The sequence below is a fragment of the Roseibium marinum genome, from assembly GCF_002906165.1.
Lineage (GTDB): Bacteria > Pseudomonadota > Alphaproteobacteria > Rhizobiales > Stappiaceae > Roseibium > Roseibium marinum.
On the sequence record NZ_PPCN01000006.1, the window covers coordinates 117,591 to 134,073 of the forward strand.

At 60.4% G+C, this 16,483-nt stretch carries 16 protein-coding genes; 4 read left to right on the forward strand and 12 right to left on the reverse strand.

Annotation, left to right across the window (positions count from 1 at the left end; translation table 11 throughout):
- Positions 1-52: 52 nt before the first annotated feature.
- From CLV41_RS14945 to CLV41_RS14970, 6 genes are read right to left on the reverse strand one after another with little or no spacing between them, the layout of a single operon-like run.
- On the reverse strand, positions 53-298 hold the full coding sequence (locus CLV41_RS14945) for an NnrT protein (protein ID WP_103223218.1): 246 nt from the start codon (positions 296-298) through the stop codon (positions 53-55).
- A complete protein-coding gene (locus CLV41_RS14950; RefSeq protein WP_103223219.1) occupies positions 295-483 on the reverse strand; it encodes a hypothetical protein in 189 nt (62 codons plus the stop codon). Before CLV41_RS14950 ends, CLV41_RS14945 begins: the two co-directional genes overlap by 4 nt.
- Position 484: 1 nt before the next feature.
- Positions 485-2,407 (reverse strand): nitric oxide reductase activation protein NorD, encoded by a 1,923-nt coding sequence (locus CLV41_RS14955; RefSeq protein ID WP_103223220.1) that lies wholly within the window; start codon positions 2,405-2,407, stop codon positions 485-487.
- A gap of 13 nt (positions 2,408-2,420) precedes the next feature.
- Complete coding sequence (locus tag CLV41_RS14960; RefSeq protein WP_103223221.1) at positions 2,421-3,230, reverse strand: CbbQ/NirQ/NorQ/GpvN family protein; 810 nt, start codon at positions 3,228-3,230, stop codon at positions 2,421-2,423.
- Entirely contained in the window at positions 3,227-4,582 is a 1,356-nt protein-coding gene (locus CLV41_RS14965; RefSeq protein WP_103223222.1) for a cbb3-type cytochrome c oxidase subunit I, read from the reverse strand. The genes CLV41_RS14960 and CLV41_RS14965 overlap by 4 nt, the downstream gene beginning before the upstream one ends.
- A 12-nt stretch (positions 4,583-4,594) precedes the next feature.
- Entirely contained in the window at positions 4,595-5,047 is a 453-nt protein-coding gene (locus CLV41_RS14970) for a c-type cytochrome (protein ID WP_103223223.1), read from the reverse strand.
- 193 nt (positions 5,048-5,240) lie between these two features.
- On the opposite strand from CLV41_RS14970, the gene CLV41_RS14975 reads away from it, so the two are divergent.
- Positions 5,241-5,450, forward strand: a complete 210-nt coding sequence (locus tag CLV41_RS14975; protein ID WP_103223224.1) for a DUF1858 domain-containing protein — start codon at positions 5,241-5,243, stop codon at positions 5,448-5,450.
- A gap of 52 nt (positions 5,451-5,502) precedes the next feature.
- Here the strand turns inward: CLV41_RS14975 and CLV41_RS14980 are convergent, their stop codons facing one another.
- On the reverse strand, positions 5,503-6,198 hold the full coding sequence (locus CLV41_RS14980; RefSeq protein WP_103223225.1) for a Crp/Fnr family transcriptional regulator: 696 nt from the start codon (positions 6,196-6,198) through the stop codon (positions 5,503-5,505).
- 100 nt (positions 6,199-6,298) lie between these two features.
- Here CLV41_RS14980 and CLV41_RS14985 point away from each other — a divergent pair, with 100 nt between their 5' ends.
- On the forward strand, positions 6,299-6,730 hold the full coding sequence (locus CLV41_RS14985; RefSeq protein WP_103223226.1) for a pseudoazurin: 432 nt from the start codon (positions 6,299-6,301) through the stop codon (positions 6,728-6,730).
- Between the two features lie 94 nt (positions 6,731-6,824).
- On the forward strand, positions 6,825-8,006 hold the full coding sequence (locus CLV41_RS14990; RefSeq protein ID WP_103223227.1) for an NnrS family protein: 1,182 nt from the start codon (positions 6,825-6,827) through the stop codon (positions 8,004-8,006).
- Here the strand turns inward: CLV41_RS14990 and CLV41_RS14995 are convergent.
- The 4 genes from CLV41_RS14995 to CLV41_RS15010 form a co-directional block, all read right to left on the reverse strand.
- Complete coding sequence (locus CLV41_RS14995) at positions 7,973-8,803, reverse strand: SUMF1/EgtB/PvdO family nonheme iron enzyme (protein ID WP_103223228.1); 831 nt, start codon at positions 8,801-8,803, stop codon at positions 7,973-7,975. The genes CLV41_RS14990 and CLV41_RS14995 overlap by 34 nt on opposite strands.
- A 79-nt stretch (positions 8,804-8,882) precedes the next feature.
- Positions 8,883-10,031: a copper-containing nitrite reductase gene (nirK, locus tag CLV41_RS15000; protein ID WP_103223229.1), complete on the reverse strand. Its 1,149-nt coding sequence runs from the start codon at positions 10,029-10,031 to the stop codon at positions 8,883-8,885.
- Positions 10,032-10,179: 148 nt separating this feature from the next.
- Positions 10,180-11,484 (reverse strand): chromate efflux transporter, encoded by a 1,305-nt coding sequence (gene chrA, locus CLV41_RS15005; RefSeq protein WP_103223230.1) that lies wholly within the window; start codon positions 11,482-11,484, stop codon positions 10,180-10,182.
- Positions 11,484-12,347, reverse strand: a complete 864-nt coding sequence (locus CLV41_RS15010) for a chromate resistance protein ChrB domain-containing protein (RefSeq protein WP_103223231.1) — start codon at positions 12,345-12,347, stop codon at positions 11,484-11,486. Before CLV41_RS15010 ends, chrA begins: the two co-directional genes overlap by 1 nt.
- A 686-nt stretch (positions 12,348-13,033) precedes the next feature.
- On the opposite strand from CLV41_RS15010, the gene CLV41_RS15020 reads away from it, so the two are divergent.
- Positions 13,034-15,454, forward strand: a complete 2,421-nt coding sequence (locus CLV41_RS15020) for a LysM peptidoglycan-binding domain-containing protein (protein WP_103223233.1) — start codon at positions 13,034-13,036, stop codon at positions 15,452-15,454.
- A 29-nt stretch (positions 15,455-15,483) separates the two neighbouring features.
- On the opposite strand, the gene CLV41_RS15025 is transcribed toward CLV41_RS15020, so the two are convergent.
- Complete coding sequence (locus tag CLV41_RS15025; protein ID WP_103223234.1) at positions 15,484-16,158, reverse strand: hypothetical protein; 675 nt, start codon at positions 16,156-16,158, stop codon at positions 15,484-15,486.
- Between the last annotated feature and the right edge of the window lie 325 nt (positions 16,159-16,483).

The window sequence follows — 16,483 nt, forward strand, 5'->3', positions numbered from 1 at the left end:
CGCGCGCGAATTCAAGGCAGGCTTCCCGTCCGGACAAACCCTTCCAGCCCGCTCACTCGCTTGGTTCGGCCTTGTCCATCAGGCCCCTTATGTGCCGCGCGAAGGCCCAGGTGGCGGGCAGGCCAAGCACCAGCCCGCCGGCAATGGCCTCATGGGGCGTCAACACCCGCCAGCCGATCCAGCTGAAGATCAGCGAGGCGAAGAACAGATTGACGGCGGCGGCGCCCGCACCGAACGGATAGAGCCCCACAAGCAGTTTCCAGCCTGGCCACGGTTTCCGGCCGGGAAGCGGGTTCATCGCCGGGCGACCAGCCAGTGGACCGCGGCGAGCGCGAGCAGAAGTCCGATCGAAGCCGTAAAGAACCAGAATTCGGCGGTTGCCGATTGCGGATTGGGGATCGGCCTCTGAACGCCGGCGGCAAGGGCCTGGACCGGAACCGCCAGCGATGTCCCCAGGGCGGCAAAAACGGAAAAGATGCGCATATCAGGTCTCCTGTATCAGCGAACGATAGATGTCGGGAAGCGCGCGGGTCAGGCGCGCCGGATCCGGTAAAAGGGTGAAACCGGCCCGGTTGAAGATCCGCGCGAACCAGTCCTGGCCATCGGCGTCGATGATGATGGCGTGCGCCGCCTGCCCCTGCATGCGCGCTTCGCGCACGGCCATGCGGCTGTCCTCGATCCCGTAGACGCCTTCATAGTGATCGAGGTCGTTGGGTTTGCCGTCGGTCAGCACCAGCAACAGCTTGCGGGTCGCGGTTTCCTTCGCCAGCTGCGCCGAGACATGGCGGACCGCCGCGCCCAGCCGGGTGTAATGCCCCGGCCGCAGACTGCCGATGCGGGCCGTGACCGCTGCCGACATGGGTGCGTCGAAATGCTTGCAGCGCGTCAGGAACACCCGGTCGCGGCGCAGCGACGAAAAGCCCCAGATGCCGAAGCGGTCCCCCGCCGCATCGATGCCGCCGGCGAACGCCACGAGTGCCTCGCGCGCCGTGTCGATCACCGAACGCTCGCCGATGACGGCTTCCGTGGAGCGCGAGCAATCCATCAGCACGGCGACACTGAGATCGCGTTCGGTCACCCGCAGGCTCTGATAGATCCGGTCGCTTCCGGCGCCTGTGGCCCGCAACGAGACCTGGGCGGCGATCAGTGCATCGAGATCCAGTTCCGCGCCCTCGATCTGGCGCGGGCGCAGGATACGGCGCGGATGCAAGGTCTCGAACTGCCGCCGAACGCGCGTCACCAGACGCGGATCGGCAACGATGCCCTGCTCCGCGTCCGCCTTGGCTTCCACTTCCAGCACGCGGCAATGATCGGGCAGATAGGCGCGGGCACGGTGGTTCCATTCCGGATAGGTGCTGTGCTCCGACAGGCGTTCGTGATCGGCGTCCTGTGGTGCGAGGTCCAGATGCAGTCGCAACCGGGTCGCGGCGCGCCTGTTGTTTTGCGACAGGGTGATGTGGTCCTGATCCTCGGCGGCCTTTTTGGCATTGTCCTGATCGTCATCGTCGACCGAGCGGTTGAGGTTCATGCTCTCCACCCAGCTCAGGATCGCCTCGAAACGGTGGATGATGAAGCTGTCCTTGCGGTTGGCTTCCTCGCGATCCTCACGCTTGCCGACTTTCCGGGTCGTCGTCGCCAGGCCCGGCGGGGCCGTTCCGGCCTCCGGATCGGCGGCCGCCTTGCCGGGCGCCGCACGCTCCAGCCGCAACCAGATCGGCACCGGCGCGGGCGGTGCATAGCCGCGCGGTGCTTGCAGCGTTCCGGCCCGATACCTGTGCATCAGATCGCAAGCGGGCGCGCCAGGCGGCGCCGGATCGCCGAGATGCCATCGCGTCAGTTCCTCGACCAGGGCCTCGGTGCTGCCATGGGCGTGGGATGCGCGCGTTTCCACAAGATGGGCGCGCAACGCTTCATGGAGGCTCTCCAGTCCCGGACAGGCCTCAAGCACACGTGCCGTCACTGCCTGCATCGCCACGAGATGCCGTAGATCCTCCGCAAGCGGATCGATTGAAGGTTCCGATGCCGTCAGCGTGTCGCCGCAGGCCGCCATCGCGGCCAGCCACAGATAGGCGGCGCGGTTGAGATCGGCCGCCGGAAACACATCCATCACCGGCGGCAGCCGCAGGCGTTCCCCGTCGAAGCTGGCCAGATGTTCCAGTTGCCGGGTGTCGCCGATAGTGCGCAACACGCCGCGGCGATGGCGCGAGGCCGTTGCCGCCGCCGCGCCGATTTCGACGCCGCCCGCGCCGCCAAGGGCGCGAAACAGCACCGCCAGGCTGACACGGACCGCCTCCAGGGGAACCGCACAGTCCAGATAGCCTTCGGTTGAGGCCATCCGGCTTGCCCAGTCGTGCCAGAGATTGCCGACGGTTTCCTCGGGCTCCATCAGGTCAAGCGGTCTGATCATGACGGCTCCCGTTCTACCCGTAGACCACGGCGATCAGATCGCGCAGCGCCTGCTGTACATCCGCCTCGTCCGTCAGCGGTTCGATCACGGCAACTTCCAGCGCCCGCTCAAGCGGCATGCCGCCGGCAATCAGCGTGGCCGCATAGATCAGCAGCCGCGTCGAAATCCCTTCTTCCAGGTCCATTCCCGACAGGGTTCGAACATGGCCGGCGAGCCGCACCAGCGGCGCAACGCGATTTTCCTCCAGCCCGCTCTCGCGTGTGACGACGGCGATTTCGGTGGCCGCATCCGGGAAACCGAAGCCGATCGACAGGAACCGCTGCCGGGTGGAAGGTTTCAGGCGTTTGAGGATATTCTGATAGCCGGGGTTGTAGCTCGCCACCAGCATGAAGCCTGACGGGGCCGCCAGTTCCTCGCCGGTGCGGTCGATCAACAGCCGGCGGCGGTTGTCGGTCAGCGGATGCAGCACGACGGTGACATCCTTGCGTGCCTCGACGACCTCGTCGAGATAGCAGATCGCACCTTCCCGTACCGCCCGGGTCAAGGGCCCGTCGACCCACTCCGTCTCGCCGCCGCGCAGCAGGTAGCGGCCGATCAGATCGGCCGCCGAAAGATCGTCGTGACAGGCGACCGTGTAGAGCGGGCGGCCGAGTCTGGCCGCCATATGCTCCACGAACCGCGTCTTGCCGCAGCCGGTCGGCCCCTTCAAAAGAAGGGGCAAACCATTCGCGTGGGCCGTCTCGAAAACCGTGCATTCGTTGCCGACAGGGCGATAGAACGGGACATCCTGCTGTCCCGCGATATCCGTCATGTGCGCGTTCATGCCCGCTCTCCGTCCGGAAGCACATCAACTTTGCCCGGTTCGACAATCTCGCGCCGGATAACCAGCTGGCTGTAGATGAACAGCAGGGCTCCGATCACAACCGCAACACCCGCGCCGAAGCGCATGATGTAGAAGATTTCGAGCTGGTCCTGCACGTCCATGTAGTAGTCGCCGACAACCCGCTGCATGTGGGTCTGGATGGTGCCGGCGAATGTCAGCACGAAGGTCATGAAGGCCATGCCCCCGGTCATCAGCCAGAAGCTGGCCATGTTCAGCACCTGGTTGTAGGGCGCCCGGCCCCGCAGCATCGGCATGGCGTAGGTGAACATCGCCAGGTTCAGGGCGACATAGGCGCCATAGAAGGACAGATGCCCGTGCGCCGCCGTCACCTGCGTGCCATGGGTGTAATAGTTCACCCCGTGCAGCGTGTGCAGGAAGCCCCAGACACCGGCCCCGAAGAAGGCGACGGTGGCGGATCCGAGAGACCACAGCAGAGCGGCCTTGTTGGGATGATTGCGCCGGCCTTTCCAGACCATCAGGAAGGCGAAGCTCATCATGGCGAAGAACGGCACCACCTCGAAGGTCGAGAAGATCGAGCCGACCCACTGCCAGTATCCGGGCAGGCCGATCCAGTAGAAGTGGTGGCCGGTTCCCAGGATGCCCGAGAACAGCGCCGTCGCGACGATGACATAGAGCCATTTCTCGATCACCTCGCGGTCGACGCCGGTCAGTTTCAGCATCAGGAAGGCAAGGATCGAGGCCATCACCAGTTCCCAGGTGCCTTCGACCCAAAGATGGACGATGAACCACCAGTACATCTTGTCGAGGCTGAGGTTCGACGGATTGATGAAGGCGAAGATCCACAGCAGCGACAGCATCCACAGGCCGGTCAGCAACACGTTGGTGATCGCCGTCTTGCGTCCGGCAAGCACCGTCAGCGAGATGTTGACCAGGAAGATCACCGCCGCCACCAGGATGCCGAACTTGACCCACAGCGGCTGCTCCAGGAATTCGCGCCCGCCGTGAATGCCGACGAGATAACTCGCCACGGCGCCCAGCGTGCCGACGACAAGGATGATCAGCTGCAGATAGGCCAGCTTGACCGAATAGATCTCCCGTTCGCTTTCTTCCGGCACAAGATAATAGGCCGCCCCGAAGAACCCCAGCAGAAGCCAGACGATCAACGCGTTGGTATGGATCATGCGGATGATGTTGAACGGCAGAAGCTCGGACAGCGTGTTGGGGGAAATGTAGATCCAGCCCGCCAGCAGACCGCCGATGACCTGGATTCCGAACAGCCCCATGGCCGCCAGAAAGTAGGCATACGCCACTTTTTGCGATTGATATTTCATGAGTTTTCTCCCTCAGCCCGCGTCGTTCGGCGGCCAGTTCTGGGTGTCGGTCTGGTCGGCCCAGCGCAGGAATTCCGCCAGCCCGCGCATCTCTTCCTCGTTGATGACGAAATGCGGCATCTGGCGGCGGCCTTCCACTCCGGAGGGCTGTGCCTGCATCCAGCCATCGAGGATTTCATAGGCGGACTCGGGATCGTCCATGACGCCCCAGCGGGTCATCACATTGCCCAGCTCGGGCGCGAAATAAGCCCCTTCGCCATGCAGCGTGTGACAGTTGATACAACTGTGCCGCTCCCAGACTTCCTTGCCGAGCTTGACCTCTTCGCTCAGCGGCATGCCTGCGGTCGACGTGGCCACCACATAGCGGTGGCTATGAACCGTCATGGCCACGAAAACGACTATGAAGAACAGCGATCCCCCATAAAAAACGTTTCTGGCCCGCGACTTAGTAAGGATCTCTGACATCGTGCCAAACCTGATCGTTGTTGCGGATCCAACCGGATTACAGCGATCCGAAACAGCCGATGTTGTTGCAGGACAAAGAAGTCGGAGAATTTGCGTGTCATGAAGAAGAACATTCACGGTCAGGCGTCGGGGGCTCCTGATATTCCTGAACAGTACGCTTTGGGGCGCTTAAGAACGCACGGAGTATCGTGCCATGAAACAAGCGAAGATCGACGATCCGGATCTGCCATTGACCCTTTTGTTCAAGGTCTGGCCGCAGACCCCTGCCGTGTTCATCCGGCACAGGATGCTTTGCTACGGCTGCCCGATCGCGCCGTTCCACACGATCATCGATGCCTGCAGGGAATATGACCTGGATGAGCAGGATTTTCGCGCCGAGCTTCGCGCCGCGGCGGGGTTGTGACCGCGCGGCCTCATGGCCCCGTCGGACAGGGTCCGGTCAACGGCGGACGGGATTACCCCGCGACACCGCTTAACAGGACCAGCTGATGCGGCTCGGTCACCACGATGTGCCGCCGCGTGCTCTCCACGATGCCCTGTTTCTGCCAGGCGCTCAGCACCCGGCTGACCGTGTGCAATGTCGTGCCGGTCATTTCCGAAATGTTCTGCCGCGTCACCGGAAAGGCGATCTCGATGCCGTTATCGACCTTCCGGCCGGACTGGTTGACCATTCTGAGCAGCGCCGAAGCGAGTCGCTGTTCCACGGCCTGCGTCGCCAGTTCGGTCAGTTGCGACTGGATATCCTGCATCCGGTCGCCGACGACCTTGTAGGTCTCGGACGCGAACCCGTCGTATTTCGCAGTGAATTCATCCCAAAGCCGCATCGGCCATGACAAGGCCAGTGTTTCGGCGGCCGTGATCGCCGTTGCGGGGTAGGTATCGCGCCCGAGCGCGGCCGCTATGCCGAACAGCTGACCGGGTGCGATATGCATGGCGATGATGTGCTCGCCGCCCGGCGTGGTCTTCACCGCCCGGATATAGCCGTCGAGCAGAAGATAGAACCGCTCGGCGGGCATGCCCTCGGAAAACACCGCCACGCCCTCGTCGAACCGCTTCGATACGGCCAGATCGAGTATCTCCCGGATCTGTTTCCTCTCCAGACGCCGGAAAGGCGGGAGGCCTACCAGCAGGCTTTCGTCGATTCTGTTCACGCGTCGTTCCGGAGTTTGTTGCAGCACAAAGTCTGTTCGCCGTGACTTAAGCATAACGGAGCCACAGAAAATACTCCGGAAACGAAGAAAGGGATTTCCGATGCTACGTAAAACTCTCACCCTGGCTGCCGCTCTCGCCCTGATGACGGGGGCTGCCTTCGCGGAAACCCATGAAGTCAAGATGCTCAACAAGGGCGAAGCCGGATCGATGGTCTTTGAACCCGACTATGTCGCGGCAGCGCCCGGCGACACGGTCATCTTCGTTTCCGTCGACAAGGGACACAATGCCGAAGGCATCAAGGGGATGCTCCCGGACGGCGTTCCCGCTTTCAAGAGCAAGATGAGCAAGGACTTCTCTCTCGTAGTCGAAGCCGAAGGCCTCTACGGCATCAAATGCACCCCCCACTATGGCATGGGCATGGTCGCGCTGATCCAGGTCGGCGACGCCACGAACCTCGACGCCGTCCAGGCCGTCAAGCAGAAGGGCAAGGCCAAAAAGCGGTTTGAAGACATCTTCGCCAAGGTCAAATAACCGCCAATCATTTGAACGAAACCGGGGGCGGTGCTGAGAACGAGCATCGCCCCCTTCTGTTGCAACGCAAGGCGACAAGATCAAAGGCACTGCCATGACAGGTTCAAACCCGAAATCCTTCGGTGGTCCGGCGCTGTTCAGCTACGGCTTCCGGCCCTTTTTCCTCGCCGCGTCGGTATTCGCCGTCGCGGCGATTGTCATCTGGATGCTGGTCCTCGACGGAAGCCTGACGATTGCCGGGCCGTTCACGCCCACCGACTGGCATGTCCATGAAATGCTGTTCGGCTATGCGTCCGCCGTCATCGCGGGATTTCTGTTCACCGCGATCCCGAACTGGACGGGACGAATGCCGAAACGGGGCTGGCCGCTTTTCTTCCTGCTGTCGCTGTGGATCGCCGGACGACTGGCCTGCGCCGGTCTTTTCGGTCCCGGAGCCGTCGTGGCTATGCTGATCGACACCGGATTTCTGGCCGCGATCGTCGCGATGATCGTGGTGGAGATCGTCGCCGGGCGCAACTGGCGCAACCTGATGGTCGTGGTGCCGGTGCTCATCCTGTTCGGTGCCAACCTGATGTTTCATATCGAGGCGCTCACCTACGGCAGCGCCGATACCGGCCGCCGGCTGGGCCTGGCGGTTGTCATCTTCCTGATCACCTTGATCGGCGGCCGGATCATTCCAAGCTTCACCCGCAACTGGCTGGTGAAGCGTAATCCCGCGCATCTGCCTGCTCCCGCCGGCCGCTTCGATGCGGTTTGTCTGCTTGTCGGGGCAGCCGCGCTGCTGACATGGGCGTTTCATCCCGATGGCCGAGTGACGGGCGTATTGTTGCTGATCGCCGCCGCGCTGCACTTCATGCGTCTGAGGCGCTGGCAGGGCCTGCGCACGGGACCCTCGCCCCTGCTGCTGATGCTGCATGTCGCCTACGGCTTCGTGCCCCTCGGCCTTGCGGCGAACGCCGCCGCGTCCTTCGATCTGTTGCCCGCTGCCGTCGGCGTCCATCTGCTCGGCATCGGCGCCATCGGCGGCATGACCCTCGCGGTGATGATGCGCGCGTCCCTGGGACATACCGGCCACGCGCTTGTGGCCGGGCCGGTTCTGACGGCCGCCGCCGGTATGGTTTTCCTGGCGGCCCTCGTTCGGGTCTGTTTCCCGGATGTATCCTTCGCCGGCATCACCGGGTTGTGGATCGCGGCGCTGTTATGGGCCGCGGGCTTCTCGCTTTTCGCCCTGCGCATCGGGCCCTATCTGGCCCGCACCAACCGGAAGCCCACGTAGTCCGCCGGAAGACCGGCGGCGCAGCCTCCGACCTTCGGGTTGCGCACAAGATCGATAATGATCGCCCGGTGCTTGCCTTCCGCGATATGGGCGCCGCAATATTCCTGCTGCTTGACGGGCGAAACGCCATCGGCCGTCAAATCTGTGTTGGCCACACAGGTCGTGGTCCATTCCCAGACGTTGCCGGACATGTCGACCACCCCGTGGGAGTTCTCGCCAAAGGTTCCGCGCGGCTGCGGCTCGGGCTCCAGCTCGCCATTGCCCCGTGCGGCGACATTGCGCGCATAGGCGGCGAGCCACCGCTGCGCCGGATCGTCCTCGTCTTCGGCGACGATCTCGTCCTCCAAAAACCGTTCCGCCGCCGCGCGCTGCCATTCCCGGTCATCGGGCAGGCGCCAGTGCTGGCGGGTCTGACGCGAGAACCAGGCCGCATAGGCCGTTGCGTCATACCAGTTGACCTCGGTTTGCGGCAGGTCCGCGCTTGTGGCGCTGCCGCCCAGCGAGACGATGGACGCCTGACAGGCGCCGGCGGCCACACAGGCGGCGTATTCGGCGCGGCTCACCTGAAACTTCATGATTTCCAGGGGTTGATCCGCAACCAGCGTTTCCAGGGGCACATCGACCAGTTTTCCGTAAAAGCGGTACACGCCGGCGGGCCGGTAGCTGTATTCTCCCGGTTCGATCGTGACCGTTTCCGGCAGGTCTGTGATGGCGGGCCGGGTGATCGTCCAGACGGTCACTAGAGTGGCTGTTGCGACGACCGACAAGGCCGCGCCGGCCAGAAGCAGGGATTTCATTTCGGTCCCCTTTCACATGAAAAAAAGGGGCAGCCGCGAAAACGGCCGCCCCCACTGTTGAGATTGCACCCGGCCGGTGTCACGGCAGAGCTGTCTTGCCCTCGAAGGCGACGTCATATTCCGTGGGAGCGACGAGCTGTTCCATCAGGTCGTTGTTCCACTCGCCCTCGACCAGCACATGCGCCGTGGCGCCGAGGTTCACCGCCTCGATGAGATTGTGGTTCACATAGGCGTAGACGCCCGGCTGCAGGAACTCGTAGAGCGCCGCCCCGGCGGAACCGCCGCGGATGAACCAGGTTTCCAGGTCCCGGTCGGGCGGATTGTTGAACTTGCCCAGCTCCCAGACCAGATCGCCGTGTCCGCCGATCAGATGCGGCCGGGAATCCCGGTTCGCCTGGCTGTGGACCAGCAACACCCGTTCGCCCTGGTTGGCCTTCAGCGCGCCGTCGCCGGTCAGGGCGCCGACCTTGCCGTTGAACACCACATGGCTGGGGATCAGCCCGTTCATCACCTCAAGCGTATCGGCGTAGCTGTCGCCGACATCGTCGAAACGCATGTAGTCGCCATTCTCGTCCTTCGGGACATAGAAGTCGTTCTCGCCGATATAGTAGACCCGGTCGTAGGTGACCGGTTCGCCGTTGTGATCGCTCAGTCCCTTGCGCGGCAGCACCATGATGGCGCCCGACATGCCGGAGACGACGTGCCACGGGATCATCGGACCGCCCGGCGCGCAGTGATAGACGAAGGTGCCCGGCCGTGTCGCCTTGAAGCGCAGCTTGGTCTTTTCGCCCGGATTGACCAGCGTCAGAGATCCGCCGCCCAGCGCGCCGGTGGCCGCATGAAAATCGATATTGTGCTGCATCGTGTTGTCGGCGCTGTTGAACAGCGTCAGCTCGACATAGTCGCCCTCATGCACCACCATCAGCGGTCCGGGTACGGAGCCGTTGAAGGTCATCGCCTGCAGATAGGCGTCATCGGCGATCTGCATTTCCTTCTCGACGATCTTCATCTCGAATTCGACGATCCGCGGCTCGGCGGGGCCCACCTGATCGTGCGCATGCACGAAGGGCGGCGCCACCAGCTTGTGCTTGATGCGCTTGAGGGTGGAAAGGTCGACGGGCGGCGCCATGGACGTGTCCATGATTTCCTCGCCCTGTGCGACCTTTACGATAAGCGGGCTCGCGGCAATGCCGGCTGCACCCATCAATGCGGCTCTACGCGTCAGCATAGGTCTCTCCTTCCGGTTAGAAAAATCCGTCGGAAAGGGATTTAGCAATTCGGCCGCCCCGCCACGTTGTTCCAGAACAATGTTGGAAGCATTACGGGCCGGGCGGATGCGCCGGCGTGTTCAGGCGCGCCCCTGACACCGCTGCCCGTCAGATCCGCGACAGCAGAAGACCAAGCAGCGCGCACACCGTCAGCGTCAGCGGTATGCCCTTGCGCAGGCGCAGCACCAGCAGCCCCGCGACCAGCGTCAGCACCGGCACCCGCCAGTCCAGCGAGGTCACGTCCGGCAGCAAGGGCCGCAGCGGTCCGAAGTCCAGCCGGAAGACGTCGGAAAACGTGACCTGCAGGGCGAACCATATGGACAGGTTCAGGATCACGCCGACCACCGCCGCCGTGATGGCGTCCAGGGCGCTTTTCAGTTTCGGCATGGCATGAAGCCGCTCGATATAGGGCGCACCGGCAAAGACCCACAGGAAGCACGGAACGAAGGTCGCCCAAAGCGTCACTACGGCCCCGGCAACCCCCATGACAAGGTCCGCTTCGCCCGTTCCGGCACGCGCCGCCGCCAGAAAGCCGACAAATTCGGTGACCAGGATCAGCGGGCCCGGCGTTGTCTCGGCCAGACCCAGCGCATCCGCCATTTCCGCCGCGCTCAGCCAGCCGAAGCCGCTGACCGCCTCCTGCGCCATATAGGCCAGCACGGCATAGGCCCCGCCGAAGGTGACCGTCGCCAACACCGAGAAGAACCGGCCGATTTCACCCAGCACCTGCCCGGGAAAGACAAATTCCAGCAACACCAGCGGACACCACCACAGCGCCAGCCAGACCAGGACTGTCCGAAGCGTGCCCCAGGGGCTGACAGCCGCCCGGCCCTGCGCAACCTCACCCGTCCCGCTCCCTTTCCCCGAAACCAAGCCAACCGCAGCGGCAGCCGCTATGACCAGCGGATAGGGCGCATCGAGGACGAACAGCGCCACGAAGGCCCCCGCCGCGATCCAATAATGCAGAGGACGGGTGAGTGCGCGCCGGGAAATGCGCAGCAGCGCCTCGAGCACGATCACCAGAACCGCCGCCTTGACGCCCAGGAACAGCGCCTGCACCAGCGGCAGCGCCCCGAAGGTCACGTAAAGCGCGGCCAGCAGCAGCATCAGCGCCGCCCCCGGCAGTACGAACAGCAGCCCGGCCACAAGCCCACCGACCGTGCCGTGCATCCGCCAGCCCGCGTAGGTCGCCAGTTGCATGGCTTCGGGTCCGGGCAGAAGCATGCAGAACGACAGCGCGTTCAAAAAGGTCTGCTCTGAAAGCCAGCGGCGGTCCTCGACAACCTCCCGGTGCATCAGCGCGATCTGGGCAGCGGGCCCGCCGAACGACAGAACTCCGATCCGCGCCCAGACCCGCGTCGCGGCGGCAAGGGACGGCACGCCGTCCCCGTTCACGGTCTCATTCGCCGTCATCAGGACCACGGCTCCGCTTTGGTGGCAGATGGGGAGGCCGGGGCGGATGCTGAACCGGAAGACGGAACCCAGTCGTGACCTTCCTCGAACCCGTCCCGCGCCCAGCGATAGAGCGCGTCATAGACGGTCATGCCGGCTTCAAGCTGCTTCACATCGTCCGAATATTGCCGCGACAGGCCGACCGAGACCGCCAGCAGGCCTGCCGCCTGGGGCGACAGATCGTGCCGGTTGGTGTCAGCCGCACGAATGACATCCGCCAGACGCTCCAGGGCCGCGCTCTTGAGCTCGAACGTCTCCAGCATCGTATCGAAGGTGCAGCACTCCCCGTGGTGCGAGAAATGAACGTTCTCGATGTCGAACGGCGTCGCGCCATAGCGGCTCGCCACGCCTTCCACCTCGACGGGGGACACGAACAGAAACCTTGCCTTAGGGTCGACAAACCGTCGGATCAGCCACGGGCAGGCGATACGGTCGATTTTCGGGCGGTGCCGTGTGACCCACAGCGTCGCGCCATCGACCGGCTCCGGGATCGATCCGGCGGGGATGCGCAGGGTTCCGGGCGTATCCCGCCACGCATACATGCCGCCGGACAGATATTCCGCCTGAACCCCTTCCGTGCGCAGCCAGGCGACAAGCCCCTGACTGAGCTTGATCCCGCGCTGGCAGGTGATGACGCAAGCCCTGCCGTCCAGCCGCTCGACAAGCCCGCGCTTGTCCGTATGCGGGTGCCGGAACGAGCCGGGGATGAAATACGGGTCTTCGTCGAAGTCCGGATCGATGGAAATATCGACGATCGCCGGGCAGTCCGGCGTACCGATCAGGCGCTGCAGATTGGAGATGGTGATTTCATTGGGGGCTGGCATTTTCGGCTCCTTGATCCTCAATCGAACACACTTGCCGCCGCCACCGGCGCCGAAACAAATGTCGCTCGCGAATCTTGGGCCTGAGCCTCACGGGGCGTTCGCAGGAACCCCATGGGAAAGGAGTAGCGGTGCCGTGCGGGGGTGTCAACTTGGGGGGGGCTTGTCGGGAAAGGAAATAAGGCGGGACGAGTGGCTGCGATATGGAGGCGGATTGGGTGGGGAGCGGATTTTCGCTGCTCTTGTGCAAATGGCCGGAATGGAGCCGAAAGCGGACTGTCCTCTTGCAGTATTCAGATTATCTTAGCAGATATTTGTTTAGCAAGAATTTCTGTGGCTTTCGGCCCATACAGTTGCTGACACAAACCCAAGCGACTGTCCACACTCCGCCTATTCAGCTCTTTTTCATTGTCGCGCTCATCCCCTACCTTCCTCGATTAGATTAAATTAGATCTGTGGAAGAAATTACCCACTTTCGTTCAGAGTAACTAGCGAGGCATTTTCTTGCCGTTTTCCCTCGTTCTTACAGCAGAGTATAAGAGGGTTCAAATTTACCAACTATTAGCCGAACCGCTTGGCTTGGAATATAAAAGCGTTGCTATTTTTTGGTGCACTTATATTCACACACCTCCTGTGATATAATTAACGCTTTTAAAGGTGGCTGTTGAATTGCCCCGGGGGATTTAACAATGCATTCTTCTGACTTTTTCCGTAAAATGTTACTCACGTTTATAGCAATTTCGCTAATTCAAGCGACCTTTACCAGTTTCGCCCGTTCCGCAGAGACGGCCAATCAAGAGCACAAGGTAGGTTTTGGTGAAAACCTATGGAAACTGAGCGAAAAATACCTTCTTCACGGCGTTTCATTTCCACACCTTGCAAAGAAAAATTCGAATGTTGTGACGCATCCCGACCTTATATTTCCGGGGGATGTCCTGAATATCCCGAAATGCGAAACCAATTTTGAATGCAGGGACCGCAAGAACTTTGCCGCCCAGGCCGGCGACATGCAGAAAGCTCGGTCGTCCTTTGGTACGTTGATCGTTGAGAATGGTTGGAAAACCCGCTGGAAGGCTCTTGATGTTACGCGAAAGGCGCTGGATCACGGAAATGCCACTGGCGGTTGGGACGTTTCAGCGGGCATCAACAGGAAAGCGATCGCTACACTTTTATCAACCGTGGTCGGGAGCAAACTCGTCAACAGGGGCAATGGTTTTTTAAGCGGCACCGAGGTCACGGTCGATGACATTGCCCTGGTTCCGTCTCTCGCCTCACTTGATGCGCTGGTCAAAATCACCGCGCAGAAGGGCCCGCTTACACTAAACCTTCTAATGGAAGGCGCAGTTCTAGTCTCTCGTATTGAATATGCCAGTGACAAAAAAGGCAAAGAAATTGCCCGGATCCATTTCCTGCTGGAGCCAATAAGAGTCCAGCCCATCGCGAAACTTGGCCGCCTGTCAGTGAGTGCAAATCGCTTCTGGTCAAGACTTGCCCCTGATCTGGCCCGGACGCTATTGGAACCCGAGGTTTTCGAGACGAGTGTCGATCTCCCGGCAGAATTCACTATCGAAACCGGAATTGACAGTAAAAGAGAAGAGAAAAAAACGGGTAAAGACGCCGTTCTCACTTATTCGGTCAGTGCGCCAAAGACCAAGCTGAGGTCACCGATTGCATATACAGCGCCCATTTATAGTGGCAATGCGATTTGGTTGATGGGAAAGCTGCGCAAGGAAGATGCCAAAGATATTGAGCCCGACTCACCACCCAAAGTCAGCCAGGTTGAGTTAAGGCTTGCTGTCCAAGAGCAATATGAACGCCTGCAGGAAAACCTGCCCGCTGAACTTATCGCTTTCGGCGTGGATGACGAAGAGCCAAAAATTGCGGCCCGTCTTCAAAATCGTTTGATCGCCGATTTGACAGGACAACTCGCTACCTTGACCCCGGAGCAAAGGGAAGTCTCCTTCAAACTGATCTCCTACCAGGGAGATTTGTCCCGCGAAGATTGGAGTATCGACGGGGTCGCGAGAGGCGGAGCTCGCACCTACATCGAATGCGCGACATGCGCTTGGGCAACGGTGAAAATGGGTAAACCCTCTTTCCAACAGGAAATTGGACGAGTTGGCTTTAACCTTCCTGTTAGTGCCGTTGGTAAGTTGGCGCTTGGAATTCATATTGATCCGCTCATCGGTGGCGGCGCAGGTACTTCGGTAGGCTTTGATGTCAATACCGGGGCAACCAAGGTCGCGAAAGTCAACGCAGAGCCACTTATCATCAAAGATGCCGAAGGACGCCCCAGCGCTGTATTGAAATGGAACGCTACGTGCGAAAATCTGGACTTGGTAGCTCTGTCCGATGGTAAATTGAAGTTTCGCGAAGGGTGGATCAGCGCGCCGAAAGTTGGCGTCCGTATCAAGGCGCCGATTGGGCCTGAGGTCTTGGAACCAATTCTGCTGTACGACGCCAAGCCGAACCTGCTTTTGTTTCCCAAACCGCAGCCAAGCGGCAATAGCCGCTGGTCGCGGGATTGGTGGGTAGTAACCCGTAACGTGGGCGCAACGACCACCTTGTTCCCGCGCGTATTTTCAGTTCGACCCGACTCCATATTCGCATCGGCCGATCTGCAGATCCAAGTAACGCCCCGCCCGATGGATGATTTTTCAGGTGATCAGTCGCAGATGATCGCTAATCAGTTGATCGAAAGGACCAATTCACAACGGGATCAGATTGATGCTGTGACAAAAGACGCAATCAAAGCGCACGCGCGTCAAACAGGTTGTGACACGAACCTTGAAATCGCCGTGCGGATTGGGGATTTCGAATTTGGGCCCAACAATGAATTCGTCAAGTTCTTTAGGAACGCATGGAATGATGTGACCAAAGGCCCGGGACCAAACAACGAAGTCGTTAAGTTCTTAAATGCTGTAGGGATTGACCGCAAGGCTCAAGCACAGTTTGCATCTGAATTAAAGAAAGTGCAGCAAAAGCTTGAAGATGCCAGAAAAGACCTCATCAATTCTGTCGAACAGAATTTGAAAGGAGCAAAACGAACAATTGATCGTGCTGCCGATTCAACCAAACGAAATGGTAGAGGGTGTTTGGGCCACTGTTAAATACAGACAAACCGGTAGGGCAGACCTTACTAAACGCTTTCATCGTTTTCTTGATCTGCCTTGATCTGCTCTGATGAGCGAAAAACTGAGGTTAAAGCAAAAATAGTTAGTATCGTTGCAGCAAGCGGCACTCCATAAAACCCGAGTGGCGTCAGACTGCGAGGAAACAACTCAACGCCGCCGATACAAGGCTTGCCACCGAAATCTTGTTTTTGAAGACGCATTTGCTCGCCCTGTTCGGCGGTGGGCGGCCACAAAAGGGTTGTTTCCGAACCCCGGTAAAACGTGTTGGTGTTGAGCTCACAAATGTCTCCTGCTTCTGCTACTTCCATGGACCGCAGAATGCCAACAATCGGAATAACGATAAATACTATCAAAACCGAGAACTGAAATATTTTCCCCTCGCGCGCGCTCGTATTCAGCCCCTTCAACCAGACAACTGGTATTCTACTATGCCAGCTGGTCCCATGGCGCTTTGCATATAGCCACAGTGCCGCTGAAGAAAGTAGCAATAGACCGCTTCCAATAATCGCCCCAAAATATCCGACTGCAGATGCATTGTCCCCGGCATTCCCAGCTTTGTCTCCAAAGAGTCGGCCTAAAAACTCAGAGCCACCTTGGAGGGATATGACACTTGTGATGAGGAACAAGACGCAGAGTATTGAGAGAGCCTGCCATATTTGGGTGAGATGAGTTTTGCTCATTTGGATTCTCGCAATTTCTTGGCTGCTGACTTATGCAATTACAGACAGCAGTGTACCCAAGGTTGAGGTCACGACCAGTGCCAAGTTTTTTTGGTGTAAAATTCCCACACAGGTTCCGCGTCCTCCTTCCAAGATGCTCCGATATACCGAGTGAGGGAATGGCGCAGCGTTGAAAGCGGACGGAAAATCGCATTGCGACCGTCCGAGTTTGGAGCAATAAACGTCTACTTCCTAGCCTCCTCAGCCTTTCGCTTAAACCTGTTATAAATGGCTGCTTTCAGAACCGAATCGAGAGTCAAAGAAGGTCCGAATTGGGGACGCGAAG

What these genes read in the sequence shown, in the direction of transcription:
- CLV41_RS14960 (WP_103223221.1), bottom strand. Translation starts at nt 3,230, where the DNA reads ATGAACGCGCACATGACGGATATCGCGGGACAGCAGGATGTCCCGTTC.
- CLV41_RS15020 (WP_103223233.1), top strand. Translation starts at nt 13,034, where the DNA reads ATGCATTCTTCTGACTTTTTCCGTAAAATGTTACTCACGTTTATAGCA.
- CLV41_RS14965 (WP_103223222.1), bottom strand. Translation starts at nt 4,582, where the DNA reads ATGAAATATCAATCGCAAAAAGTGGCGTATGCCTACTTTCTGGCGGCC.
- CLV41_RS14950 (WP_103223219.1), bottom strand. Translation starts at nt 483, where the DNA reads ATGCGCATCTTTTCCGTTTTTGCCGCCCTGGGGACATCGCTGGCGGTT.
- CLV41_RS14995 (WP_103223228.1), bottom strand. Translation starts at nt 8,803, where the DNA reads ATGAAATCCCTGCTTCTGGCCGGCGCGGCCTTGTCGGTCGTCGCAACA.
- chrA (WP_103223230.1), bottom strand. Translation starts at nt 11,484, where the DNA reads ATGACGGCGAATGAGACCGTGAACGGGGACGGCGTGCCGTCCCTTGCC.
- nirK (WP_103223229.1), bottom strand. Translation starts at nt 10,031, where the DNA reads ATGCTGACGCGTAGAGCCGCATTGATGGGTGCAGCCGGCATTGCCGCG.
- CLV41_RS15025 (WP_103223234.1), bottom strand. Translation starts at nt 16,158, where the DNA reads ATGAGCAAAACTCATCTCACCCAAATATGGCAGGCTCTCTCAATACTC.
- CLV41_RS14975 (WP_103223224.1), top strand. Translation starts at nt 5,241, where the DNA reads ATGAAACAAGCGAAGATCGACGATCCGGATCTGCCATTGACCCTTTTG.
- CLV41_RS14985 (WP_103223226.1), top strand. Translation starts at nt 6,299, where the DNA reads ATGCTACGTAAAACTCTCACCCTGGCTGCCGCTCTCGCCCTGATGACG.
- CLV41_RS14990 (WP_103223227.1), top strand. Translation starts at nt 6,825, where the DNA reads ATGACAGGTTCAAACCCGAAATCCTTCGGTGGTCCGGCGCTGTTCAGC.
- CLV41_RS14945 (WP_103223218.1), bottom strand. Translation starts at nt 298, where the DNA reads ATGAACCCGCTTCCCGGCCGGAAACCGTGGCCAGGCTGGAAACTGCTT.
- CLV41_RS15010 (WP_103223231.1), bottom strand. Translation starts at nt 12,347, where the DNA reads ATGCCAGCCCCCAATGAAATCACCATCTCCAATCTGCAGCGCCTGATC.
- CLV41_RS14955 (WP_103223220.1), bottom strand. Translation starts at nt 2,407, where the DNA reads ATGATCAGACCGCTTGACCTGATGGAGCCCGAGGAAACCGTCGGCAAT.
- CLV41_RS14970 (WP_103223223.1), bottom strand. Translation starts at nt 5,047, where the DNA reads ATGTCAGAGATCCTTACTAAGTCGCGGGCCAGAAACGTTTTTTATGGG.